General features: G+C 41.3%; 19 protein-coding genes and 1 pseudogene. 9 read left to right on the top strand and 11 right to left on the bottom strand.

Annotation, left to right across the window (positions count from 1 at the left end; translation table 11 throughout):
• Window positions 1–74 precede the first annotated feature (74 nt).
• The 4 genes and pseudogenes from QE429_RS05620 to QE429_RS05605 all read left to right on the top strand — a co-directional run bounded on the left by QE429_RS05620 (window position 75) and on the right by QE429_RS05605 (window position 6,111).
• Entirely contained in the window at window positions 75–2,111 is a 2,037-nt protein-coding gene (locus QE429_RS05620) for a sigma-54 interaction domain-containing protein (RefSeq protein ID WP_307284986.1), read from the top strand.
• A gap of 72 nt (window positions 2,112–2,183) precedes the next feature.
• Window positions 2,184–2,753 (top strand): sigma-70 family RNA polymerase sigma factor, encoded by a 570-nt coding sequence (locus tag QE429_RS05615; protein ID WP_307284983.1) that lies wholly within the window; start codon window positions 2,184–2,186, stop codon window positions 2,751–2,753.
• Entirely contained in the window at window positions 2,743–3,801 is a 1,059-nt protein-coding gene (locus QE429_RS05610) for a DUF4030 domain-containing protein (RefSeq protein ID WP_307284981.1), read from the top strand. The genes QE429_RS05615 and QE429_RS05610 overlap by 11 nt, the downstream gene beginning before the upstream one ends.
• 275 nt (window positions 3,802–4,076) lie before the next feature.
• Window positions 4,077–6,111 (top strand): annotated as a pseudogene (locus tag QE429_RS05605) (molybdopterin-containing oxidoreductase family protein).
• Window positions 6,112–6,195: 84 nt separating this feature from the next.
• Here the strand turns inward: QE429_RS05605 and QE429_RS05600 are convergent.
• The 5 genes from QE429_RS05600 to galE all read right to left on the bottom strand — a co-directional run bounded on the left by QE429_RS05600 (window position 6,196) and on the right by galE (window position 11,687).
• Complete coding sequence (locus QE429_RS05600) at window positions 6,196–6,921, bottom strand: CBS domain-containing protein (RefSeq protein WP_307284978.1); 726 nt, start codon at window positions 6,919–6,921, stop codon at window positions 6,196–6,198.
• Between the two features lie 74 nt (window positions 6,922–6,995).
• Window positions 6,996–7,829: a YitT family protein gene (locus QE429_RS05595; protein ID WP_307284976.1), complete on the bottom strand. Its 834-nt coding sequence runs from the start codon at window positions 7,827–7,829 to the stop codon at window positions 6,996–6,998.
• Between the two features lie 17 nt (window positions 7,830–7,846).
• Complete coding sequence (locus tag QE429_RS05590; RefSeq protein WP_307284974.1) at window positions 7,847–9,157, bottom strand: putative bifunctional diguanylate cyclase/phosphodiesterase; 1,311 nt, start codon at window positions 9,155–9,157, stop codon at window positions 7,847–7,849.
• 168 nt (window positions 9,158–9,325) lie between these two features.
• Window positions 9,326–10,576 (bottom strand): dicarboxylate/amino acid:cation symporter, encoded by a 1,251-nt coding sequence (locus QE429_RS05585; protein WP_307284972.1) that lies wholly within the window; start codon window positions 10,574–10,576, stop codon window positions 9,326–9,328.
• A 139-nt stretch (window positions 10,577–10,715) separates the two neighbouring features.
• Window positions 10,716–11,687: a UDP-glucose 4-epimerase GalE gene (gene galE, locus QE429_RS05580; protein ID WP_307284970.1), complete on the bottom strand. Its 972-nt coding sequence runs from the start codon at window positions 11,685–11,687 to the stop codon at window positions 10,716–10,718.
• Window positions 11,688–11,887: 200 nt separating this feature from the next.
• On the opposite strand from galE, the gene QE429_RS05575 reads away from it, so the two are divergent.
• The 3 genes from QE429_RS05575 to QE429_RS05565 all read left to right on the top strand — a co-directional run bounded on the left by QE429_RS05575 (window position 11,888) and on the right by QE429_RS05565 (window position 14,497).
• Window positions 11,888–12,040, top strand: a complete 153-nt coding sequence (locus tag QE429_RS05575) for a hypothetical protein (RefSeq protein WP_307284968.1) — start codon at window positions 11,888–11,890, stop codon at window positions 12,038–12,040.
• Window positions 12,041–12,439: 399 nt separating this feature from the next.
• Entirely contained in the window at window positions 12,440–13,024 is a 585-nt protein-coding gene (locus QE429_RS05570) for a hypothetical protein (protein WP_307284965.1), read from the top strand.
• A 171-nt stretch (window positions 13,025–13,195) separates the two neighbouring features.
• Window positions 13,196–14,497, top strand: coding sequence for an NCS2 family permease (locus QE429_RS05565; protein ID WP_307284962.1), 1,302 nt, complete (start codon window positions 13,196–13,198; stop codon window positions 14,495–14,497).
• A 255-nt stretch (window positions 14,498–14,752) separates the two neighbouring features.
• On the opposite strand, the gene QE429_RS05560 is transcribed toward QE429_RS05565, so the two are convergent.
• The 3 genes from QE429_RS05560 to QE429_RS05550 form a co-directional block, all read right to left on the bottom strand.
• On the bottom strand, window positions 14,753–17,719 hold the full coding sequence (locus QE429_RS05560; RefSeq protein ID WP_307290730.1) for an EAL domain-containing protein: 2,967 nt from the start codon (window positions 17,717–17,719) through the stop codon (window positions 14,753–14,755).
• A 432-nt stretch (window positions 17,720–18,151) separates the two neighbouring features.
• The gene (locus QE429_RS05555; RefSeq protein WP_373463177.1) at window positions 18,152–19,126 is read right to left on the bottom strand and encodes a ribose-phosphate diphosphokinase; all 975 of its coding nucleotides are present in this window, start codon (window positions 19,124–19,126) and stop codon (window positions 18,152–18,154) included.
• 100 nt (window positions 19,127–19,226) lie between these two features.
• Complete coding sequence (locus QE429_RS05550; RefSeq protein ID WP_307284958.1) at window positions 19,227–19,574, bottom strand: hypothetical protein; 348 nt, start codon at window positions 19,572–19,574, stop codon at window positions 19,227–19,229.
• A gap of 534 nt (window positions 19,575–20,108) precedes the next feature.
• Here QE429_RS05550 and QE429_RS05545 point away from each other — a divergent pair.
• A complete protein-coding gene (locus QE429_RS05545) occupies window positions 20,109–20,837 on the top strand; it encodes a CAP domain-containing protein (RefSeq protein WP_307284956.1) in 729 nt (242 codons plus the stop codon).
• Between the two features lie 415 nt (window positions 20,838–21,252).
• Window positions 21,253–22,668 (top strand): GDSL-type esterase/lipase family protein, encoded by a 1,416-nt coding sequence (locus tag QE429_RS05540; RefSeq protein ID WP_307284954.1) that lies wholly within the window; start codon window positions 21,253–21,255, stop codon window positions 22,666–22,668.
• A gap of 40 nt (window positions 22,669–22,708) precedes the next feature.
• On the opposite strand, the gene QE429_RS05535 is transcribed toward QE429_RS05540, so the two are convergent.
• The 3 genes from QE429_RS05535 to QE429_RS05525 all read right to left on the bottom strand — a co-directional run bounded on the left by QE429_RS05535 (window position 22,709) and on the right by QE429_RS05525 (window position 25,431).
• Window positions 22,709–23,248 (bottom strand): DJ-1/PfpI family protein, encoded by a 540-nt coding sequence (locus QE429_RS05535; RefSeq protein ID WP_307284952.1) that lies wholly within the window; start codon window positions 23,246–23,248, stop codon window positions 22,709–22,711.
• Between the two features lie 61 nt (window positions 23,249–23,309).
• Window positions 23,310–24,545: an ABC transporter permease gene (locus QE429_RS05530; protein WP_307284949.1), complete on the bottom strand. Its 1,236-nt coding sequence runs from the start codon at window positions 24,543–24,545 to the stop codon at window positions 23,310–23,312.
• Between the two features lies 1 nt (window position 24,546).
• Complete coding sequence (locus tag QE429_RS05525; RefSeq protein WP_307284947.1) at window positions 24,547–25,431, bottom strand: ABC transporter ATP-binding protein; 885 nt, start codon at window positions 25,429–25,431, stop codon at window positions 24,547–24,549.
• Window positions 25,432–25,467 lie beyond the last annotated feature (36 nt).

Below are 25,467 nucleotides of genomic sequence, written 5' to 3'. Positions count from 1 at the left end.
ATCTCTTTTTTGGTTGTTTTTGGTTCTTTCGCGTGATACCATTTAACCAATTCAAACCATTTCGGGGTGATTCCATGAAAAAACTATCTATTACCCTACTTACCGGAGGGCCGAAAACCAAGCAAGTACTCCAAGAACAACTACAACATCTGCTAGGAGAATATATAGAAATAAATGGTTTTTCCGTAGACGAAGGACTTCCACCATTAATTAATGACCATGTCATTTTATTTTCATCTGAAGTCATTAAACAGGAAGCTCTGGCCCTTTCTAGCATAACGGGTAAAAGCTTCATTGTAGGCAAAAGAACAATAAACCATGAACATATAGATAAACTCTTGCAAATCCCAGATGGCTCAAACGTTTTAATGGTGAATGATGATCTTTCAGAAACTATTGACTTTATTGAAAAGCTTTACCAGCTAGGGATTAACCATGTACAATTCGTTCCATTCCGGAAGGAGCAGTTTTTTTATGAAAAAATTGACCTAGCTGTTTCACCAGGAGAACCGCACCTTTGTCCCCCATCTATCAAAAAAATTATTAATATTGATGTGCGCCTTTTTGACATGACAACCATCCTTAAGTTAGTGGATTGCTGCCAAATGTCAGAAACTATGTCGTCAAAAATATCAGAACGCTATATTCGTAGTATTGTAGACCTACAACGGAAGTTGCTCCAAGCCGAACAATCAACCACCAAAATTAATAAGCATTTACATAATGTAGTCAATACAATTGATGATGGAATTATAGCTATTAACCATAACCATGAAATTTCCGTTTTTAATCATAGGCTCGAAGCCCTCTTTCATCGCTCTGCACAGGAAGTGATAGGCATCCCAATCCAAATGATTCTCCACCAGGAGATCGCAGATTTTATTATTAACAGCATGGAACAAAGTAAGTTTTTTACTATTAATGGGGTTGAAGTTGTGATTTTCCGCTTCCACATGAAAGAGGAAAATACTATTGTTGCTACGTTTAAAAGCGTCAATCAAGCTTTTGAAATTGAAAAAGAAGCACAAAGAGAATTAAAAGGGAAAGGGTTTTATGCCAAATATGATTTACATGACATTATTGGCGAACATTCTCTTATGAAAAACAGGAAGGACATAGCAAAGAAGCTGGCATTATCGGACCATCCGGTTCTCATACAGGGAGAAACTGGAACAGGTAAGGAATTGTTTGCAAATGCTATGCACAAAAATTCCATGAGGAAAAATGGCCCTTTTCTCGCCATAAATTGCAGCGCATTAACAGAAACGCTCTTAGAAAGTGAACTATTTGGTTACGATGAAGGCGCTTTTACCGGGGCACAAAGAGGAGGCAAAAAAGGGCTGTTTGAATTAGCAGATAATGGGACCATTTTTTTAGATGAAATTGGCGATATCAGCATGTCCCTCCAAGCCCATTTATTACGCGTTCTCCAGGAAAATGAGATTCGTAGAATAGGCGGTAGAAAAATCATTCCGATTAACGTTCGAATTATTGCTGCGACGAACAAAAATATTCAAGAAAAAATGCTTGAAGGTACATTTCGGCCTGATTTATTCTATCGACTAAATGTTCTTCACTTTTCTATCCCAGCCTTACGTGAAAGAAGAAGCGATATTCCATTATTAGTGAGTCATTTTATCGCCAAAAGCGGCAAATGGGTAAAATTGGACCCTGCTGTTCTTGAACACCTACTGACAGATGATTGGTTTGGGAATGTCCGTGAATTAAAAAGTATCGTTGATTATATGTTAACAGTTTGCGATAACAACACTATCACACTCCAAGATATCCCTAATTACAAACTACATCTCAAAAATACGAATGGAATAGAAGCCACTGCTCTTTCAAAGAGTGTACTAGAAACAGAAGAGTATTTATTTATTTTAGAGACGATAAAATCTTGCAATGATTTAGGGAAACCAGCCAGTAGGGAATGGATTGCTAAAAAAAGTTTAGAAAGTCATAATTCATTAACACCTCAGCAGGTTCGTTCTCGGCTAAATGGGTTAGAATCCGAAGGACTAATCACCAAAGGCAGAGGTCGTGCCGGGACAAAGATTACGCCTAGAGGAGTCGAGTATTTGTACTCACAGAGAACGAAAGCTAAATAACGAATCATGGAAATTTTATGGAACCTGTGTCCTCGTGCTTCGTCTAAGTTTGTAGGAAAGGGGGACATCGAATTGTATGTAATAAAAAGAAAAGAGCATTCGACTCCTAATGAAGTGAGCTATGCAACCAAGGAAGACCAGCTAACATGGTTAATGGATGAATATGGCGATATGGTGGTTCGACTGGCGTTTACATATGTCAAAAATAAAGAACTGGCAGAGGATATTTCGCAGGAGGTATTTATCAGTTGCTATAACCACCTGGATGAATTTCAAAACCGTTCCACCTATAAAACATGGCTGTACCGCATCACCGTGAATAAATGCAAGGATGTCTTGAAAAGCTGGTCGTATAGAAATCTTCAATACAAAGATTTTTTCCAGATGATATTAAAAAGCAGCGCACCGGATACAGATATAAAGGTAATTGAAAACGAAGAGAAAGAGATGATTTTTCAGCAGGTTCTCACTCTCCCGTTAAAATTGAGAGAAGTCATTACCCTTTACTATTATGAGGAATGCAGTGTCGATGAGATTGCTATGCTATTAAATCTTAATGCCAATACAGTAAAAACCAGGCTTCATCGAGGGCGAAATTCACTAAAAACATCATTAAAGGGGAGCAATATTTATGAAGAATAATGTGAAATACCCTAAATCTGTATTCGATGAGCTTCAATTTAAGGACGAACATAAACGAAATGTTTTAAATAGAATTAAGAGTCAAACGGGCCAGATTTCGGGGGTAACCAAAAAGAGAACATCGAGGAAAGTAATCTTTTCCACTGTTACCGCTGCCGCTGTATTAGTGATTTTAATCGGCTCGGCTAACCTTTCACTGGGGGCGGCCAAAGTAGCAGCAAAGATTCCCTACTTCCATTATTTCATTCAGCAGGAAGAATATAAAAATGCTGTCGCAGAGCTAATTGGGGATGTGGCCAATAATAAAGGGTACCAGCTAGGGTCTTTTGACTTATCGATTCCTGACAAAGAAGTGAAATTAGGGTTGCGATATTCTAAAAAGGATTACGACAGCATAAAGGGTCATGTGGAGAATAATATAAATAAAGCGTTAATTGCTAATAATTTCGGCAGTTTTGATATTATCACCAAGCGCGAAAGGGTCATCGTTCCGGAAAAAGAAGATCCTAAAGTGGAAAAGTATACAAAAGACAGCCAGGCACTGGAGCAACAGATAATTGCTTATCTGAAGGATAATCACTATGAGATGCCGTTTCCCGTCCAGGCTAGAATCAACCAGTTTGAACGGTTTGTGTATGTTGCTATTCCAAAGACGGAAACTAGAACGGATGAACTGAAGGCGTTTCTCGACAACACCACCGCGTTGTACGGCGGCAAATTTAAGTATCGGATCAGCAAAATCGATATGAAAGCACGTGAGCAAGAACTGCGCTGGGAAAAGAATAATATCATTAGTATCCTTGTTGGCGGGCTGATGACGAATAAGGAATTTAAAGTGAGCGGCTTCTCGTATTCGTTCCATCCACTGCCACTGCAAATAACCATTAAAACTTCCGTCAATTCCTCCGACGAAGACGCCAGAAGTCTCGCGAAACGAATTGAGGGAGAAATTAACAGCTTTATCCAAACCGACGACCTAACCAAAGAAGTCCGAAACGACCCGTACGAGATTACCATCTTGAGTAAAGATAAAAAGAAAATCAATTAAGAAAAGCGCAAGCGCCTTGATCAGCCCCGACAGGCAAATGTTCTTCTGCAAGAAAAGTCGTTCTTTGACTTTACTTGCAGAAGGTTATTTGACCCGAGGGGTTAGGCGCTGGAGCTGGACAATTCTCGAAGTCGACTTTTAAACATTCTTATATATCAAACTAGGGGGGCATGACTTTGAGTCAGCCTCCTTTTTGAATGGGGTCTGACCCCCTCTGACACATTTTCTGTTAAAATAGTAATTATCTGAAAATGGTTTTAAGGAGGTTACGGCCGATGGAGCAAAATGGCGTGTTTCGCTCTGTTTGTTCGCTTGATTGTCCAGATCAATGCGGATTGCTTGTTCACAAGAAGGATGGAAAGATTGTGAAGGTCGAAGGAGATCCGGACCATCCGGTAACGCAAGGGCATATTTGCAACAAAGTTCGTCATATGACGGAACGCATTTATGATGAGAAGCGGTTAAAGTATCCACTCAAGCGCGTAGGTGCCAAAGGCGAAGGAAAGTTTGACCGTATTAGTTGGGATGAAGCCATCCAGACGATTACCTCCCGCTGGAAGGAATTAATAGGCTCACACGGCCCGGAGAGTATTCTTCCTTACAGCTTTTATGGCAATATGGGCCGTCTAACCGCTGAAGGCATGGACCGCCGCTTTTTTCATCAATTAGGAGCTTCCCAGCTCGACCGGACGATTTGTTCCTCAGCAGGTTCCGTTGGCTACAGCTATACGATGGGCAACAGTTCAGGGATTGATCCTGAGGACACTATCCATTCCAAATTGATCATCTTTTGGGGCATTAACGCCGTCAGCACCAACATGCATCAGGTGGCCCTAGCTCAAAAAGCGCGGAAACAAAACGGTGCCAAGATTATCGTCATTGATGTCCATAAGAATCAAACTGGCAGATTAGCAGATTGGTTTATTCCAATATTACCAGGAACCGACAGTGCTCTTGCCCTTGGTGTGATGCATATTTTGTTTGCTGAAAATATGACAGACGATGACTTTTTACAATCCTATACCGTGGGACACGAGGAGCTGCGAGAGCATGTGAAGCAATACGATCCAGGTACGGTTTCCACTATTACAGGTGTACCGGTAGAGGATATCTACAAGCTTGCCCGAATTTATGGAACAACGTTTCCTTCCTTTATCAGGATTGGGAACGGACCACAGCATCACGATAACGGCGGCATGTTCGTCCGGACAATCTCCTGCCTTCCTGCCCTTACCGGTCAATGGCTCGTCAAAGGCGGCGGGGCGATTAAAGGGAACTCAGCCTACCTTGCATTTAACACGAGTGCGCTCCAGAGGCCCGATCTTTTGAAAATAAAATCCACTCGAACGATTAACATGAACCAGATTGGCGAGGCGTTAATGACACTCGATCCGCCCATTCAATCCATGTACGTGTACGGATCCAATCCTGCGGTTGTGGCGCCTTCCAGCAGAAGAGTTCGAGAAGGGCTTGGGCGTGAGGACCTATTCCTTGTCGTTCATGATTTATTCTTAACAGAAACAGCCCTGTATGCGGATATCGTATTACCGGCGACCTCTTCTTATGAAAATACGGATTTTTATACATCTTATTGGCATCATTACATTCAGCTCCAGCGGCCTGTAATGGAGCCATATGGGGAGTCTAAGTCAAATGTGGAAGTTTTTCAATTGCTGGCAAGAGGAATGGGTTTTAAGGAACCAGCTCTAGGGGAGACAGAAGCCGAGATGATTGCTGCTGCTCTTAATTTTCCAAGGAACCCAGGGCTAGAGGGAAATTACCCATGATGCTTTGGTTGAAAAAACATATATGAAAGCCGCTGTAAAACCTTTGTTCCCTGGTAATTTAGCAACACCTAGCGGGAAAATAGAATTATATTCCGAGAGAATGATGGCGGCTGGATATCCCCCATTGCCAACTTATATACCATCAAAAGAGGACGGGGATCACCCCTTTCAATTTGTTCCCGGACCGAATCACAATTTTTTAAACTCTACTTTTTCCAACAATAAAAAACACGTCTCGCTGGAAAAAGAACCGCGGGTGCATCTTCATCAAAAGGATGCCGATCTTTTAGGTATCGAAGACGGTGACCAAGTTCGCGTGTGGAATAATCGCGGAGAATGTGTGTTACGGGCATCTGTTGGAGAAAATGTTCTTCAGGGGGTTGTTGTCACCCAAGGGCTATGGGCGGACCGGGACGGAGCAAAACAACTAGTCAACGAACTAACCCCAGACCGCCTTGCCGACATGGGCGGTGGGGCTACGTTCTTTTCGGGAAGAGTTAGTGTGGAGAGAGTGAAGTACTGAAATGAAAAAGGAGGGTAGCTTTCTCATAAAGCCGCCCTCCTGTTTTTAAGTCTGCGACAAGTTCGCAACTCCGTATTATTGTAACTACTGTTCCAACGTATTAATTTCAACTAAGTCCCAAGACGTAATGATTCCTAGCAGTTTTTCCGTTGCCTTTCCGTTTTCCGTAATAATGACAGCTTCCAGCTTCTTTTGGGCTAAGAAGGTATCTTCAAAGATTTCCTCTACCTCAAATATGTCCGCTTCTTTTTTTACAAAAACCACTTCATGCGGCTTTTCATGAACCATGAGGTCACGTACACGAACCTTTTCAATGGATATTGTCGACGAAGGCTGTTTGGATAACCAGCGAATGATTCCTTCTGAAGTAAGGAGCCCTTTAAACGCGCCCGATGCGTCGTAGATCGGAAAAATAGAAATAGACAATTTATCTACAACTTTCATAATATCCATTAGCGGGGTCTCTTCTTTGTAATAGAGTACCGGTGAGCTCGCAATCGATAAAACGGTAACAGGCTGTTCGAATCGATCAGCAATCATTTCGATATGCGTCACCACATCGACATTTGGCTCGGCAATATAATACCGTTCTTTTATTTTTTCATGAACAAGGGCATTGCGAAGCTTTGCATATTGATAGAGGTCATGCCGATGGGTACGAATAATAGCATGGGAGTTTCCACTGTCCAATAATACTTTAAAACTATCACTTCTTGCATTTCGAACTAGTTTCATAAGACATTTATGTATCCGATTAAATGCCGCCTCAAATCTTTCAGCTAGAGGGGTCTCAGTATGAATATCTTGCAAATCAAATCTCTCCCTATAATAATTTATCTATCCAGAGCAAACAAATGTCCTCGAATGGTGCTTGACACCAACATCTAGCTCGCTTTGTACCCTTTGCCCATCATTTCGTGGACGTTGTGGATGGTGACGTAGGCATCTGGGTCTATGTCGCGGATGATGCTTTTTAGTTGGACGATTTCCTGCTTGTTAATGACAATGTAAAGGACTTCTTTGTTTTGACCCGTGTAGCCTCCACGACCGTCTAATACGGTTAAGCCTCGTGACATTTTACTCGTGATATATTCCAACACCAACTCCGGTGAATTGGAGATAATTAAGACAGCCACTCGCTCATCCAAACCCTCAACAATGAAATCAATCGCTTTTGCCCCGATATACACGATGAGTAAGGTGTACATAGCTTTTTCCAGTCCAATAATAAACACCGAACCTGCCACTACGATGATATCAATAATGAGCATCGCCTTCCCGATACTCCATCCTAGAAGTTGGTTAGCGAGCCTTGCTAGAATAGTAGATCCGCCAGAGGTTCCTCCTGCCCGAAAGATTAACCCAAGGCCTACGCCGACCAATAAGCCCGCAAATACAGAAGCCAAGAATGTATCTTTCGTCAGCTGCCTGCCGAGATCCTCGGTCAAATACAACAAGCCGGAGCAGGCCCCAATCGTAAATAACGTATAGAGCATGGTTCTTTTATCAAAAAATTTATAACCGATTGCTAACAGGACCACATTTAACACAAAGTTCACCACACCCGGCGACCAATCAAATAAATAATGGGCAATAATTGTGATCCCTAGGATTCCGCCCTCAGACAACCGGTTTGGGATCGTGAAAAAATTGACCCCTACGGCAAAAATAAGTGCCCCCACTAGAATAAGTAAAATATCTTTCCACGTTTTTTTCATAAAAATGCCACCTTTATTCAGTAACTTGCATTGACCCTTTTCTCTATCTCAACAATCGTATCGGTAAGCTCCATATCAGATAGAGGTTTACTAATAAAATAGCCTTGGATGATATCACATTCCAAATTCGCCCACACCGAAAATTGGATAGGGTCTTCAATCCCCTCAATAATCACCTGTAAGCCCAAGTTATGGGTCATCTGGATAATAGGCGAAACGACACCTTCATGCTGCTTATTTTTCAAAAGGCTTGAAACAAAGTTTCGATCAAGCTTAATAAAATCAATCGGCAGCTTGATAAAGTCTGCAAACGAGAAATATCCGTTCCCGAAATCATCTAAAGCTAGAGAAAAGCCCAATTCTTTCAGAGAGCGCAGTGTATCATTCACCTTTTTTACAGTGTAAACTTCAATGTTTTCAGTAATTTCCAATGTGATTCGGCTTGCAGGGACGGAGTACCTCTGGATTAGCTTCGTAATCTCCGGTAAAAAATAGGGTAATAAAAGCTGGTTCACTGAAAGATTAATCGAATACTTTAAATTTCGCTCCGTTTCGCTGTGAATTTGATTACAAACCTCTTCAAACATCCAGAAAAAGAGATTATGACTCACGCCAGCTTCATCTGCATATTGAATAAATTCTCCTGGAGAAATGGGGCCTAAGCTTGGGTGATTCCAACGAATTAATGCTTCTACGCCCTCAATTGTTCTCTTCTTCAAGTAATATTGTGGCTGGTAGTGAACATATAATTGCTCCTTCTTTAACGCGTAGGGAAGATCATTTTCAATAAGCACTTTTCGGTACGCCGCTTGACTTAATTCTCCCCTGTAGAAAACATACTGATTGTCTCCTAACTCTTCGGCATCATACATAGCTGTCTTCGCAATGGATTGCAACTCATCAGGCCCCTCTGCACCATAGGGATACATGCAAATCCCCATATTTCCATTAATAGAAAAATGATGGTAATCCACTGTGTATGTATCCGAAATCGAGCGGAGAATTCTTGTGCAAATAATCTCGCAATCGTGTTCCGTAATGTCTGCTATCAAAATAACAAAATCGGATTGATTGATTTTAACCACCGTGTCTATATCCCGTATCGTCCGCTTTAATCTTGCCAGAATTTTACCAGCAAGAGCTTGTTCGATTTCATCGTCTTTTTGCTGTGTAAGCTCTAATGGAAGATGGAACCGCAGATAACAAACCGCTGCTGACATCTGATATCGTTTGCTGAAAGCGAGTGTTAGGCTGAGGCGTTCCTGTAATAATTCAAAATTTGTTCGCTCAGCATGTTTCTGTGTATGATTTTCAGGTTTATGTTCCATAATGAACACCTCATTTAATTGTCAACAAATTGGCTGTAACAGTTAAATCTTAACTCAAATCACAAAAAAGGAACAGAGCTATTCACTCTGTCCCCTTATATGAAAAATAGTGTCCACCACAGGAGGACAAATATCTTTCTTTGGTGCCTGACACCATTATTGACACCATCAGGCGAAGGCTTGTTTAATCCAGTTCTTTCCTTCGACAAGTCGTGTGACAAGCATTGCACAGACGGTGTTTCCTGTTGAGTTTAATAGGGTTGCTGGTGCATCGATGATGGTGCTGATGACCGCAATGATCGGCAGTGTTTCAGGCGGGAAGCCATATACGCTGATGATAAGCATTTCGCCGATCATTCCGCCGCCTGGAATTGCCCCCATGACTGCGCCAACTAAAAAGGCAACCGCCAAGATGCTTAAGATATTTGAGATACTCGTTAAGTCCTTACCAAACAATGCGAAAAGAAAGACGATTTTCAACACGCCGCCAAAAACAGAACCGTCTTTATGTGTATTGGCTCCTAAAGGGATAATCGTTTCGGCAATATCCTTTGGAACGCCCATCTTTCTAACCGTTGCCAGGTTGACAGGGATACAAGCTGCACTTGAACAAGTGGCTAAAGCAGTAACCGAAGGCGTAATTGCATTTTTCCAAAAAATCTTTACTCCCTCCTTGCCGCCAGCAATAAAAGCGTACAGGGTGAAGAATCCAAAATAATAAATCACAGTAAGAATCAAATATAAAACAAAAGAACGTGCATAGCCTTCTAAAATTTGTGGCCCTAGTTCACCGATTACGGCCGCAAAATAGCAACCCAGTCCAATCGGTGCGTAGTACATCACAATGCTGACCATTTTCATAATGACAGCCGTTGCCGCAGATAAAAAGTTGGTCACTGGTTTTGCTTTTTCCCCGACCATTGCCGTTGATATTCCGAATAGGACAGCAAACACAATCAGCTGAAGCATATTACTTCTTGATAACAGCAAATTGAAATCAGAGACAGTAAAAGTAGCGACTAAATGTCCAAGAAATGATACCTTTTCAGCATCCGTCTCGTCTGTTGCTTGCTTCATTACCTCTTTAATCGAAGCAATGTCCCCATGTTGGATCGGTTGAATAATAGAGGCACCGGCTAGTCCAAGGATGGCAGCAATAGATGCCGTTACTAAGAATACAACCACAATGCTCCCCATGATTTTTCCTAGACGTTTCATGCCGTTCATGTTCGCAATCGCTGAAGCTATGCTAAAAAATACTAGTGGCACGATCATCATGAACATTAAATTAAGGAATAGATCTCCTAACGGTTTCACAACCGCCGTCTTCGTTCCAAAAACCATTCCTGCTACTCCGCCAATAATGATGGACAACAGGAGAATAAGGGTAAAACGATAATTTTTCAAAAATAATTTCAAAATCCCACAGCCTTTCTATGTAACTATTGAAATAATACCCAAGTTTGACGGTGAGGTAAATACTATTATTATTTATCTATAGCCTAAATAATCATAAAAAATCCCACTTGCTAGACGTGCAAGTGGGATGGGACCTCTATTAATATTGTTGGTTTTGATGCCAATTCCATGCATCAGCAATAATTTGCTCAAGGTTTCGTTCCGCTTTCCAGCCAAGTTCGGTGAAAATCTTTTGTGAGGAAGCCACCAATCTAGCAGGGTCACCTGCTCTACGGTCTGCCATCTCTACGTTCGCCTCCACACCGGTTACTTTTTCACATGTTTCAATGACTTCCTTAACAGAATAGCCAAGACCATTTCCAAGGTTGTACACCTCAGCCGATTTCTTCCCAGCTAAGAGAGCCTCAAGGGAAAGTATGTGTGCCTCCGCTAAATCAGTAACATGAATATAGTCACGGATACATGTACCATCTGGCGTGTCATAGTCCGTTCCGAATACAGATACCTTTTCGCGCTGTCCTAATAATTGCTGAAGAACGATCGGAATTAGGTGCGTTTCAGGGTCATGACTTTCGCCGATCACCGCGGACTTATGGGCACCAGCTGCATTAAAGTAGCGCAACACCACATAATTTAACCCGTAGGATTTTGAAAAATCAGCTAGAATCTGTTCTACCATCAGCTTAGAATGACCATATGGATTGATCGGTGCAGTTGTACTTGTTTCATCAATAAGCTCAACCTCTGGAATCCCATAGGTAGCAGCGGTAGAAGAGAAGATAAAGTTTTTCACGTTAAATTTCATCATAACCTTTAACAAAGTTAACGTCGAAGCCACGTTGTTTTCATAATATTTTAAGGGGTCCACGACAGATTCCCCTACTAAACTATAAGCAGCGAAATGCATAACCGCTTTAATCGGATAACTTCTGAAAACCATTTGCAGGTCTTCTTCGTTCCCAAGGTCACCTTTTACAAAAATAGCGCGGCTATCTACCGCCTCGCGATGCCCGGTCGACAGGTTATCGAGTACAACGACCTCTTCCTTTTCTACTAATTCCTTTACTAGATGGCTACCAATGTAACCAGCTCCGCCAACAACGAGAATCATTTATTCATTTCCCCTTAGCTAGAATTTCATTTACCTTCCCCATTATAGCATTTTTGAAAAAGTACGGCTTGTTATTAGTATCTGCTAAAATTTTCCCATATATCCATGTACAAAAGATTGAAATGTCGTTCGAAGGGTATAGAAAGTTATATCTTCTTAATGATCGTGACGTTTTATAATTAATTGATGAGGTGATAAATGTGGTTCAGCAATTAACCATTCAATGGCACAAATGGCGTTATCATTACCTTCACCGTATTTCACAAGACTGTCTGGATTTTGACTTAAAACAACAAATTATTGAAAAAGCAAAATATCATCAAGAAAGACTTTTAAGGTGCTATGAATCATAGCACCTTTTTGTTAAACTTGCCTGCTGATTTCCGCTCCAGGCACGAGCGGTTCGTGGGTGTTTCGGCGAGTCTCCTCGACGCAAGCGTCTGCGGGGTCTCCCCTAAACCATACTCCCACAGGACATTGAATTGCATCTTGAATTCGCCCACGCACGAAGGAAATGCGATAGCATTTTCGAGGAGTCTTCGTGCCTTCCGCTCCAATCAACAGGTTGTATAAATCAACACTGTTCTTTAACACAGCTTTTTATTTTGAAGTCTTAATTGTATATGGTTGTTTGTTCTCTACTTCTGGACACTCCGATCTATAATGGGCTATAAATTGCATATTAGAGGTTTTGGGAATTATAATGGAGGATGGAGTATGAAGGTTTAGAATATTTCAACACGGAGGTACATATGAGGAAATTGGGATTAATCATGTTGTTAGTTTGCTTAACAGTTTTGGGAGCAGGCTGTAACAACAATAATTCGGACAATGCAAAGAATGCGGATACAACGAAAAAGGAAACAACCGAAAAGAATGATACGAAAAATACGGATAGTAAAGAAACGGTGACTGAACAAGTTTCAGTCGAACCAGGACTTGGCGATACAGTAGATGCCTTCTCGAAGCAATATGGAGAGAATAAAGGAAATACCCAAATGGGAAGGTTCAAAAACGATTATTTACTGCCGATGTTTATTAACAATCGTGCGGTCGACCTGACTGTACAGTTTGAATCAACTGACCAAAAAAACCGTTCTATGGATGAGGCCAAACAAGTCGCTGCCAAATTAATACCAAAGGATGCAAAGCTGGAAAAGGAATACACTGACACAAAAGACTTACCGCAAAAAGTGATGCTCTATCATAGTGACACATTGGCCAAGCTCTTCCCTGAAATGCAGCCAGTTGGAAGTTTTATCGTCATCTTCAATTATCACGAAGGCAAAGAAAATGAAGTATTCTCTATAAGCATTGGATTAGGTAATACCCCTTAATCCATAAAAATGACCTCGCTGTTCTAAAAGCGAAGGTCTTTTTTTATGAAGCTTGCCCTTAATTTAAAATATTTAAATAGGGCACAATATAAAATACCTATTGAAAAATACCCACAAAACGAATAATATAGATAAAGTCTTAATAAATTGTTCGTGTTTTGGAGGAAACTCATGTTTAAGCTAAAAGAAAATCAAACAAATACAAAAACAGAACTACTCGCAGGCATCACGACCTTCTTTACAATGGTGTATATCGTCATTGTCAATCCAGTCATTCTAGCGGATGCGGGTGTACCTTTCGAGCAAGTCTTTACCGCTACCATCATTTCTGCGGTGCTCGGTACCCTTTGGATGGGACTTTTCGCCAACTATCCGATTGCCATCGCACCAGGAATGGGGCTTAACGCTTACTTCGCCTATTCGGTCGTTGGCGCACACCATAATATTACCTATCAAACTGCCTTTGCTGCCGTATTTATTGCGGGTGTTATCTTTATCATCCTATCACTTACACCGTTACGTGAAAAATTAATCGAAGCCATTCCAGAAAACCTGAAATACGGGATAACAGCTGGAATTGGATTGTTCATTGCATTTATCGGACTGCGTTTATCAAAAATTATTACAGCACATCCGACTAATCTTGTAGGACTTGGTGACCTGCATGCTGCTTCTGCCTGGCTGACACTTGTCGGCTTAGCTGTCACCTTAATCTTAATGATGTTCCGAATCAATGGAGCCTTATTTTTCGGAATGGTCATTACAGGAATCATCGCTTTCTTAACTGGTCACCTTTCCTTCGATAAAGGATTTATGTCGCTTCCATCCCTTCCTGAAGGACTGATTGTTGCAAATCCAGTGACAGCATTAACTGATGTCATTCAACACAGCCTATATGCAGTTGTGTTCTCATTTATCCTTGTGACGATTTTTGACACAACCGGCACAATGATCGGTGTTGCCAATCAAGCTGGATTAATGAAAGGTGATAAATTGCCGCGTGCACGCCAGGCCTTACTTTCCGATTCCATTGCCACAACGATTGGTGCGATGTTCGGGACAAGCCCGACAACAGCCTATATTGAATCTACTTCTGGAGTGGCAGCTGGTGGCCGTACGGGTCTAACCTCTGTGACCGTTGCCGCATTATTTATCCTGTCAGCCTTCTTCGGACCACTTGTTGGTGCCGTTTCTGGACTGTCTTCCATCACAGCCCCTGCCTTAATTATTGTTGGCAGTCTGATGATGGGAAGTATTGCGAAAATCCGTTGGAACGAACTTGATGAAGCCTTTCCTGCTTTCTTAACGATTTTGAGCATGCCGCTTACCTCAAGTATTGCAACAGGAATTGCCCTTGGCTTTATTAGCTATCCGCTGTTAAAAGTAGTCAAAGGAAATGGACGCGAAGTGCATCCTCTCCTTTACGTATTCGCAGTTTTATTCTTCTATCAACTTGCATTCTTGCCGCATTAAATGAATAAAAGCGCAAGCGCCTTGGTCAGCCCCGACAGGCAAATGTTCTTCAGAAGAAAAGTTGCTCTTTGACTTTACTTGCCGAAGAACATTTGACCCGAGCTGTAACAATCATCGCTTTATCAAGCCATGATTGTTACAAGATACTCAAGGGTGATTATTCAGGAGGAAAACTGGCTAGGCGCTGGAGCTGGACAATTCTCGAAGTCGAATTTTATACTTTCTTATTAACTAAAAGAGGCTGACATTTCAATGTCAGCCTCTTTGGTATTCTTCATCCACTTGTAAAGCACCCGTTAGATCTTTGGCCACCCCTATTATATGAATAACCTTGCCATGGTCGTCGGTGACCGGGGTCAATTTTACCTCAAAAAGCTTCCAGCTCCTGTTATGAGTCGATATCCGATATCGGATGATGCACGGTTGCTTACTGTTGATCGTGTTCACAAAGGTTCGTTTGTAAAACGTTTGGTCTTCCGGGTGAAGATTTGAAGTGGAATTATAATTTTCATAGTAACTGGCTGGATATCCAAGTACTGATTTATGAGACGGAGAGGCATACTTAATTTTTCCATCTAAATCGAAAACTGTGATCAGGTCTGTCATATTATCAGCGACGAGCCGGTACATTTCTTGACTTTCCCTTAATGCTTTCTCGGTCTCTTTAAGAGTCGTAATGTCACTGCACGAAACAATGACCTCTACCACGTTCCCACGTTTTTTCAACGGACTTAATGCAGCCAAATAATAAATTCCGTTGACTTTCGCTTCGTACGTAACATTCTCTGCTCCATCCCAAGCCTTTTCATAAAAAGCAAGTTTTTCTTGAGCCAGCTTTTCCGGAAGGAATTCATGCAATTCTTTCCCGATGACTTGCTCTGGTACTAATCCAAAGCGTCGAAGTAACGTACCTTCACACAAGGTATGAACAAATTTCCCATCTATCTTGGTATACTTAATGGTCAATCCCTGCTGTCTCTGTAGGGTATCTTGTAATTCCTGACGTGCAATCCGTACCGTTTCTTCCATCCACATTCGTTTGGTTGTATCTTGCGAGATGCCGAACTTACTCACGGTTTCTTCTATTTTACTAAAGAACGCCTGATTCCAATCATTTGCCGGGAGTGGCTCACTAAAGAAATAGCCTTGTGCCGTATCGCAAAGATGCTGTTGTAAAAAGACAAGCTGCTCCCTTGTTTCAATACCCTCGGCCACAACATTTAATTGTAAGGTATGGGCCATAGTAATAATGGTTTTGACAATGGTTTCGTCATTTGTTTGATTGTATAGCTCCCGAACGAAGGACTGATCGATCTTTAATGTATCGACCGGGAACTGTTTTAAGTAGTTTAATGAGCTAAATCCTGTTCCAAAATCATCAATACTAATTAAGAGTCCAAGCTTTTTTAATTCGTGTAACGTAATGATGGTTCGTTCAATATCCATCGTCATACTCTCTGTTATTTCAAGTTCTAAGTGCTGAGGTTCTAAACCGGTCTTTTCCAGAACCTTTTTTACCGTCTGGACAATTTGGCATTGCGAGAATTGACGGGCGGATAAATTCACGCACATCCTTGTATTGGGGAATCCCTGCTCTATCCATTTCTTTTGCTGCGAACATGCCTCTTGAAGAACCCATTCGCCGATAGGGATAATTAACCCTGTTTCTTCCGCTACCGGAATAAATTGCGAAGGAGGAATCATTCCTTTATCAGGATGATTCCAGCGGATTAGAGCCTCAGCCCCAATGACTTTCCCGGTCTTTAAATTAACTTTAGGCTGATAATGAAGAATAAACTCTTCCCTTTCAATCGCCTTATGCAAATCCATTTCCATAAGAAGGGGATTCACATTCTCTATAATTTCTTTATTTGAATAAAAGCGATACGTATTTTTCCCTGCCTTTTTCGCTTGGTACATGGCAAAATCGGCATGCTTGATCAGTGTTTCCATTGATTGTCCATCCTCTTGAAACAAACTGATACCAATACTCGGAGAAATAAATAAATCACTTTTGTTAATAGTAAATGGTGAGGCCAGAACAGATAAAATCCGAAGAGCTACCTTTTCGGCAATCATCCGGTCTGCATCATTTAGAATAACGATAAATTCATCTCCACCCTGCCTAAAAACCTGATCTTTTCCGAGAATGGCAGTTTGTAACCGTTTGGCTACTTCTACTAACAGCAAATCGCCCACTGAGTGGCCAAACGTATCATTGATGGCCTTAAAGCGATCAAGGTCAATAAAAAGAATAGCCATTTTCCGATTCTTATCTTCTTCTAAATTAAGCTCTAATAACAGGTGATTTTCCAGGAGATTTCTGTTCGGCAGGCCTGTCAGATAATCGTGGTAAGCTAAGTGCCGGATGGTTTCTTGGTTTTGAATTTGCTCGGTGATATCTTTTGCAATCCCATAAACACCCACTACTTGTTCATTCACAATGATTGGTACACTGGTGACATTCAGGTGGAGAACCTCTCCACTTTTATGATTTAAGCGAATGTGATGACTTTGAGGGTTCCCACCGTTTGTTGAAGTGGAGTCAAAAATATCGATGGTTTTCTGTAAATCATCCGTGTAGATGAAATCGGTAAAATGTTTATGCAGAAGTTCATCAGGACGATACCCTGAAATGGATTCACTGGCTTTATTTACACTAGTAAATTTCCCCTCTAAGTCCAAGCTATACACAGCATCAGAATGGTATTCGAATAAGGATTTGTAGCGCTGTTCGTTAATAGTCAATTGCTGTTGTAAATTCTTTTTTTCGGTAATGTCACTTCCAATTGCCATCAATGCCGGCTTTCCGTTAAATATGACGGTAGAGCCAACTGCCTCTACGCAAATGGTCTCACCTGTCATGGTAGTAAACTTATATTCATGGAGTGCCACAAATTCACCGTTCATGACTTTTTGTAGGTTGTTGATCATCTCTTCCTTACTATCATGGTGAACAAAATCAAGCAGTGATTTTCCAAGTAGTTCTTTTTCATCGGGAGATTTTAACAGTCTCAGCGCAGCAGAATTAGCATAAACAATCTTATGGTCCTGATAGACTAGTATGCCTTTAGGTGACAGTTCAACCAAGCTCCGATAACGGTCTTCACTCTCTAGAAGCTTTGCTTCCGTTTGCTTACGTTCTTTCTGATGTGTCAGCATTCTCCAACAAATAAAGATGCCGCAAGTAATCATTAAACAAATGATTAAAAGAAGTGCCACAGTTCCCAAATAGACCCACCCCAGGATTCCGAATAATATATGGTTAAATATAGCACTAAATTCCTAGTCGCTCACTGTAAAATTTCTTCCAATTAAAAAGACTGACCCGTTTGGGGCCTGTCTTTTTACTTTTCATTATGCTTCTTTTAGCTTAGAACAATAGGCTCTGAATAACTTACCAGTTCTAACATTTCAACGGGCAGGTGTCACGGCGTCTAGTTACCATTCTTCTCCTTTTTTCTCGTCAACGGGCAGTAGTCACGGCGACTAGTTACCGGTCTTCTCCTTTTTTCTCCTCAACGGGCAGTAATCTTTATCAAATACCCGTCGTCCCTCCTTCTTCACGAGGATTAGTCCCTGCCTTGCTCTAGGAAAAATTACATAAAAAAATCCAACCCCTAAAAGTTAGGAATTGGATCGTAATAGCCGCTCTTATTCAAATAAAGGACTTACTGGTCTTTCGTTGTGAATTCGGTCAATCGCTTCCGCAAGCAACGGAGCAACCGATAAAGAGGTAACCTTGCTGATCATCTTCTCTTCTGGAAGCTCAATCGTATTCGTTACAACCAACTCTTTGATCGGTGAAGCTTCGATTCGGCTGACAGCTGGTCCTGAAAGAACAGGATGTGTACAGCATGCATACACAGCTTTCGCTCCTTTTTCCATTAGACCTTGTGCTGCAAGAGTAATCGTTCCAGCCGTATCAATTAAGTCGTCAATAAGGATGCAATTTTTTCCGTCAATATTACCGACAATGTTCATGATTTCAGCTACATTAGGTTTCGGACGACGCTTATCAACAAAAGCAATCGGAACATGTAAGCGGCTTGCCAATTTTCTCGCTCTCGTTACTCCGCCATTATCTGGAGCAACAACCACCACATCCTCTAATCCCTTCCCTTCAAAGTACTCCGCTAAAATGGGAACACCGATTAACTGATCAACAGGGATATCAAAGAAACCTTGGATCTGTGGTGCATGCAGGTCCATTGTTAAAACCCTAGTGGCTCCCGCTCTTTCTAAAAGGTTCGCAATCAGCTTAGCCGTAATTGGTTCCCGTGAACGTGCCTTTCTGTCTTGACGAGCATACCCATAATATGGAACAACTACATTGATTGCTTTTGCCGAAGCTCTTTTCAATGCATCAATCATAATAAGGAGCTCCATAATATATTCATTCCCTGGCTGTGAAGTCGATTGAACTAAGTACACTTCACTTCCACGAACACTCTCTTCTATGTTAATATGAATTTCACCATCACTAAAACGAGATACAGAGCTTCTTCCTAACTCACAACCTAGAATCTGCGCCATCTCTTCTGCTAGCTTACGATTGGAATTTAACGTAAACATTTTAAAACATTCTTTTGTTTGATAAGCCACGGTAAGTCCTCCAGCTATTTTCATGATTTGAACCTTAGTCCTATCCTATCTTACCATAATCATTTAAAGGGTTAAAATGTTTATCCTATTATTATGATGACAATATGTTCCACATGTGAGGCGCCTATTGGTTATAATCCCAAAGGATCGTCCATTTCCCTTTTTCCTCGACCACAAATACCTCTTGTTTCAAGTCAAAATTCCCGTATTTCCCTTTGTAGGTTTGAGTAATTGGGACTTTATACACATTTTTCAGGGAAGGGCCTGTTTTAGACATTTTCCAATCCTTTAACTCCTCTAGTTCGCCCATCGTATAGGAAAAAGTCTCTACTCCAAAATGATTCATAAATACATGGGCCCGGTCTTGAATATAGTTACCCTTGCTGAATTTTTTCTTCATCGAGGAATGAAACAACGCCCAGGAGTTGGCAAAATCCCCTTCTTGTTCATAGCTATAAAATTCTTCGACCACTGACTTTACATCATCACTAGACGAAGAAAAGGCTGACCGTAGTAATAAAAAACTAAAAAAATTCCGGCAAGTACCAGAATGCCGCTTAGCAATTTTTTGGTGGAAGCAGATCTTCTCCGCATGGTGGATACTCTCCTTTAGTTTCTCCCTTTTTTAAAAAGAATATGTCCCACCATGTTCAAATAGTAGTTGAACTTATTATGCAAACCCCGACTCGATAAGAAAGGATAGTAAACTCCGCTTAACCTTCGACTTTTTTCTGAAATAAATGTAAAGTAACATTTCTGATTTGAAAGTTGTCAACCCCCTACCCTCACACAATAAATGGCATTTTTTATAATAACTAGTAGAATGAAAGAGTGCTATTTTTATATAGAAAAATAGTGCTTAAACCTATGAATGGGGCATTTTTTATACAACAGGAATCCCTAAAGAAAATCTAGCTGTAAAATCCTACCTTAAATATGACAAAAATCGTATGATATGCTGTTGCTGTTAAGTCACAGCAGTTTTCATCTTAAGGAGGATGGTTTCATGTTAAAGAAAAAAGCAATGTTAACTGTAGCTGCGGCGGCGGCTGTAGTAATGGCAAACCCTATATTAAATAAAGCACATGCTGCAACGTTTACACCTACATCACAAGAAAAGGTGTATGTCTATAAAGCATCAAATATGGATGAGATTAATAGCATCATTGAAAAATATTTAGCAAGTCTTGGTATGACCGTTTCTCAAAACACGGTGAAGCAACCTGCGCCAACTCCGGCACCGGCACCTACACCAGCTCCTGCACCAACAACTACTGAGCAGACAACTCAAGCCTCAACCACACCGGTACAGCAAGAGCCTGCACAGTCTACTACTACATCGGAATCTACTTATAGCTTAAGTGCGTACGAGCAGAAGGTGGTTGATTTAACGAATCAAGAACGTGCGAAGAATGGGTTACCTGCGCTAAAAGTAGATTTAACGCTAAGCAAAATGGCTCGCGATAAATCACAAGACATGTCTACCAATCATTACTTTAGCCATACAAGCCCAACCTACGGCTCACCGTTTGACATGATGAAGAAATATGGCATTACTTACCGTTATGCGGGTGAGAATATTGCGATGGGTCAGAGAACGCCAGAAGAAGTAGTGACAGCTTGGATGAACAGTGATGGCCACCGTAAAAATATCTTAAGCCCGAACTTTACTTCTATCGGGGTCGGGTATGTAGCGAACGGAAATTATTGGACACAGGAGTTTATCGGGAAGTAAAAAGCGATGAGATCGTTGTTGTAAGAGACAAATCGCAGTTGTTTGTAATCCAATTGGTCGCGTAGAAGCTATCTACGCGACCTTTTTATGTTACTCGCTTCCTCTTCGGTAACGTAGACTCCTTTTACGTTACCCGTTGCTTCTTTTTCTACCCTTTTCGGGCACGTAGACTTCTTCTACGTTACCGCTTGCTTCTTTTTCCACCTTCTTCGGGCACGTAGACCCCTTCTACGTTACCCATTGCTTCTTTTTCCACCCTCTTCGGGCACGTAGACCCCTTCTCAAACGCCGCAATATTACGTTTGTCGAAATAAATTTACTCTCCAGCGATCTATTTCAATTTTACTACTATAAAAATAGTGTTATATTTTTATAGGAACTTTATTTCCAGTAAAAAAAACAGGAGGATACATATATGAAAAAATGGCTATTTTCTTTGACCATGTTAGCAGCGGTGCTCTTCTGGGTGGACCAGCCCAAGGCTTTCGCCTTCACTGACATGGACTGCAAAGATTTTTCCAGCAAACAAGCCGTCATGGAATTTTGGTATAAAAATGGATACAGCGCCAGCTACGATCCGCATCGCCTTGACGGAGACAACGACGGCCTTCCATGCGAAGTGTCAAGTGGAGAATACAGCAGCTTTATATCAGGTAAAAGTACAAGCAGCAAAACAACCACCGGTACATATACAGGCTGGAAATCCGTAAATGGACAATGGTACTACTATTCATCTGGGAAGATCTACAAAGGATGGCTAGCAAACAGCGGTCATTGGTATTACCTTGATAGTAAGGGTGTCATGAAAACTGGCTGGTTTTTTGATGGGGCTTGGTACTATCTAAATGGCAGTGGTCAAATGATGACCGACTGGGTGAAAGTCGGCGGCTCTTGGTACTTTTTTAATACAAACGGGACAATGAGCACAGGCTGGCATAAAGAAGGCAACCTATGGTATTATTTACAATCCAGTGGAGCGATGAAAACCGGTTGGGCAAAGATCTCAGGCACTTGGTACTTCTTTACTAACTCCGGTGTGATGGAAACTGGGTGGGTAAAAGACGGAAGCAGCTGGTATTACCTGCTAGATAGCGGGGCAATGAAAACTGGATGGCTACACCTAGGGACAAAGTGGTATTTCTTACAATCAAGTGGTGTGATGGCAGCTAATACGACAGTTAATGGGTATATCCTTGGTAAAGATGGCGCCTGGGTTCAGGTCCAATATGTTGCATTGGGCGATTCCTTAGCAGCAGGTCAGACTCCATACAGAGAAGATGGTCTAGGTTACCCAGACTATATCGCTGAAAGATTTGGAAAAACCTATCAATTACTAGATTTCGATAACTTTGGTGTTTCTGGATATACCTCTGTAGATGTAGTAAATGACATCCTAACTAGTGAGGCTGTCCGTAATGAAATCTCAGAAGCAACGCATGTTACAATTGATATTGGCGCAAATGACCTCATTCCTGTGCTAAAGACCAATCCAGCACAAGTACCGCAGGCCATTGCAACGGTGAGTGAAAATATCAATACGATTCTAAGCACAATCGATCAGTTAAATCCAAATGCTAAGGTATATGTAATGGGCTATTACAACCCATTCCCATACTATCCACAAGAGCAGCAAACCATGTTACTACCAATTCTAGCAAACTTTAATAATCAAATTGCTACTCTCGCTGGATTGCACGGTGATAAATTTGTACCAACTGACACCGTGATTGCTGGTAACTACACAGAATTCATTCCAAATCCAAATGACATCCACCTAAGCCTAACCGGCTATCAAACAGTGGCGGGAGAGTTTTGGAAGGTAATGAAATAACAGATAAGAAAAAGAGCTTGGAAGCCCCCAAGCTCTTTTTCTATTCCCGGTACCAGTTCTCATCGAATGATAGGTTCAATGCCTCCCCTACTATCCTGCCAAACTTGATAAATCCTCTTCCCCTGGCTGTAATCAGCTTCCCATCTTGCACTACCAGCTCATCTGAGTAATGTTCCCTTTCAAAAACCCCCGATAGGTTCCGGTCCTCTGCGGTCATTCCAACGGTATACTTTTTTCCCTTTAATATACCTGCTTTTGCCAAAAGGAACGGAGAACTTGAAATACTTGCAATCACAGATACATTCTTTTCTAGCAGACTTAAAAACTCAAACAGATTTGTTTCGTCTTTTAAGGCAAAAATATCCATACAACCTGTTAACAATAGGCTATCGATATCTCCGAGATTTACCTCTTCAATGGTCATGTCAGGTACAACGGTTAGTCCCGCTTCCCCTCTAATAGGCTCATGATTTAGTCCGATAATGATCACAGGTTTCTCTCCCTGCATCAATATCGATAACGCGACACTGAGTTCATACTCGCTAAATTGTGGATATAATAGAACGGCTGTCTTTTTCATTTACTAGCGCCCCTTTTTAAAAAAGGGACTGTAATTCTGAGTAGAATTACGCCCCTTGAAATTAACTATTAATGGTTTTATTCGATGCTTCTTTTGCAAACATCACTTTCAAATTAGACCATTTAAACTTCTCTCCATAGACCATAACGCCTTTCACATAAATTCTTGAGGCAAGATAGGCAATGAAGAGGATCGAAGCTACTAAAATGCTTCCACTTAGTACGATTTGACCAGCTGTCAGTTCTCCCATTACGTATTTTGAGAAGGCTACAATTGGTGAGAAGAACGGGAAATACGTTCCAAAGGTAACCAATCCACCTGTTGGGTCCATCATGGTTTTTATCCCAATGAACAAGGCTCCCATCACAAGGACCATAACCGGTCCCATCACACTGCCTAAATCCTCCGTCCGTGAAATAAGTGAACCGAGTGCCGCAAAACATAGAGAATACACAAGATATCCACAAGCAAAGAAGAAAACAAATAGCGCAACTAATTGGGCATCTATTTGCGATAGGTCGAAGGTAAAGCCCACAACGCTCAGTTGGTCGGACTTAATCCAGCCTAATAAATAGCCAAGATAACCTGATAAAAAGAAGATGGTTACTTGAATTAGCCCTGCTGTCAGATGAGAAAGAACCTTCGCGAACAGCATATAAATCGGCTTCACTTTTGTAATCATAACCTCCATCACGCGGGTTGATTTTTCCCCCGTGATACTCATAGCTATACCTTGGCCAAACATGAGAATGAACGTGTACATTAAGAAAATGAAGACATACACAATACCGAGGCTTCCATTATTCTTAGCCAGCATGGTCTCGTCAACAGGGACACTTTGAAACAACTGGTTTATCACATCATTGGATAAGGAATGTTCCGCTGATACTTTTGCCATATACTGCTGTTGCAACTGAGTGGAAAATGGATAAATGACACCTGGATCTGGCGAACGATGGTAGTAATACTGGACCACTGGAAGAGAGTCCTTCTCTTTAATAACCACTAAATGATCCAGGTCCTGATCTTGGATTCGTTTCTTCTCTTTCTTGATATCTTTTTCTTCCTTTGTAAAAAGAGTCAATTCATCAATATTTTTTTTCAAAAATGCTTCATCAATCTTATAAGAAGATAAATTGACCACGGAGACACGCACTTCATCCTTATTTGTGGAGAAATGGTTATAGGCTAAAAATCCAAGGATCACAACAGAAATTACGAGCGATGTAATCCGAAACCCCTTCGAACGAACTTGCTCCTTTAAGTGAAAGAAGTAAGAAATCCATAATGCTTTCATACTATGACCCCACCTTATCTATGAAAATCTGATGAAGGGTCGGCTGAAGGAACGTGACTTCATTCACAGGGATCCCCTCATGTTTTAATTGCGACAACACGGTAAGTGGATCCTGATCTCTTGTTAACGAAACAATGACACGTTTCAGTTCCTGTTCAAAGGTATACTGATGCTGCATGCAGAATCCTTTCAATTTTTCTACATCCCCGTAAAGGGACAAGTACATAACCCCATAGGATGCTTTCACTGCTTCCAGTTCTCCACCTAAGAGCACTCTGCCATCCTTTAAGAGTACTACATTTTTACAAAACTTCTCCACCTGATCCATCTGGTGGCTGGACATGATGATAACCTTGCCCTTCTCTTTTTCTTCTAAAATCACTTCTGTTAAAAGATTGGAGTTAACAGGGTCCAGTCCACTGAACGGTTCGTCTAATATGATGAGTTCTGGGTTATGTAAAAGCGTCGCAGCCAGCTGCACCTTTTGCTGGTTCCCCTTCGACAATTCGCCCGCGAGCTTGTTTTTGTACATCCCAATATCGAAACGGTCCACCCAGTAATCAATGCTATTTTTAATCTCGGTACGATTCATTCCCTCTAATCTCCCAAAATAGGACAATTGATCAATCACTTTGGTTTTGGGATATAATCCTCTCTCTTCTGGTAAATAGCCGAATGAAGTATGTTTCAAGCCTTTTTTGCTATTCCATAACACATGGCCGTGATTGGGAGCGACAAGACCAAGCATCATTTTGATTGTTGTTGTCTTCCCTGCCCCATTTCGTCCAAGGAGGCCGAACACTTCGCCTTTAGAAACCGTGAACGATAATGATTCTACGGCGGCTTTTTCGCCATAATATTTTGCTAGGTTTTGTACTTCTAACAACCTGTTTCCCCCTTCATTCATCCCTGTGCGGGACAA

Source organism: Bacillus sp. SORGH_AS_0510 (genome assembly GCF_030818775.1).
Lineage (GTDB): Bacteria > Bacillota > Bacilli > Bacillales > Cytobacillaceae > Neobacillus.
This window is presented reverse-complemented; position numbering and strand designations above follow the sequence as displayed.

Coding starts and splice junctions, on each gene's coding strand:
- QE429_RS05620 (WP_307284986.1), top strand. CDS start 75: ATGAAAAAACTATCTATTACCCTACTTACCGGAGGGCCGAAAACCAAG.
- QE429_RS05610 (WP_307284981.1), top strand. CDS start 2,743: ATGAAGAATAATGTGAAATACCCTAAATCTGTATTCGATGAGCTTCAA.
- QE429_RS05595 (WP_307284976.1), bottom strand. CDS start 7,829: ATGAAAAAAACGTGGAAAGATATTTTACTTATTCTAGTGGGGGCACTT.
- QE429_RS05590 (WP_307284974.1), bottom strand. CDS start 9,157: ATGGAACATAAACCTGAAAATCATACACAGAAACATGCTGAGCGAACA.
- galE (WP_307284970.1), bottom strand. CDS start 11,687: ATGATTCTCGTTGTTGGCGGAGCTGGTTACATTGGTAGCCATCTAGTA.
- QE429_RS05570 (WP_307284965.1), top strand. CDS start 12,440: ATGAGGAAATTGGGATTAATCATGTTGTTAGTTTGCTTAACAGTTTTG.
- QE429_RS05565 (WP_307284962.1), top strand. CDS start 13,196: ATGTTTAAGCTAAAAGAAAATCAAACAAATACAAAAACAGAACTACTC.
- QE429_RS05555 (WP_373463177.1), bottom strand. CDS start 19,126: ATGAAAATAGCTGGAGGACTTACCGTGGCTTATCAAACAAAAGAATGT.
- QE429_RS05545 (WP_307284956.1), top strand. CDS start 20,109: ATGTTAAAGAAAAAAGCAATGTTAACTGTAGCTGCGGCGGCGGCTGTA.
- QE429_RS05540 (WP_307284954.1), top strand. CDS start 21,253: ATGAAAAAATGGCTATTTTCTTTGACCATGTTAGCAGCGGTGCTCTTC.
- QE429_RS05535 (WP_307284952.1), bottom strand. CDS start 23,248: ATGAAAAAGACAGCCGTTCTATTATATCCACAATTTAGCGAGTATGAA.
- QE429_RS05530 (WP_307284949.1), bottom strand. CDS start 24,545: ATGAAAGCATTATGGATTTCTTACTTCTTTCACTTAAAGGAGCAAGTT.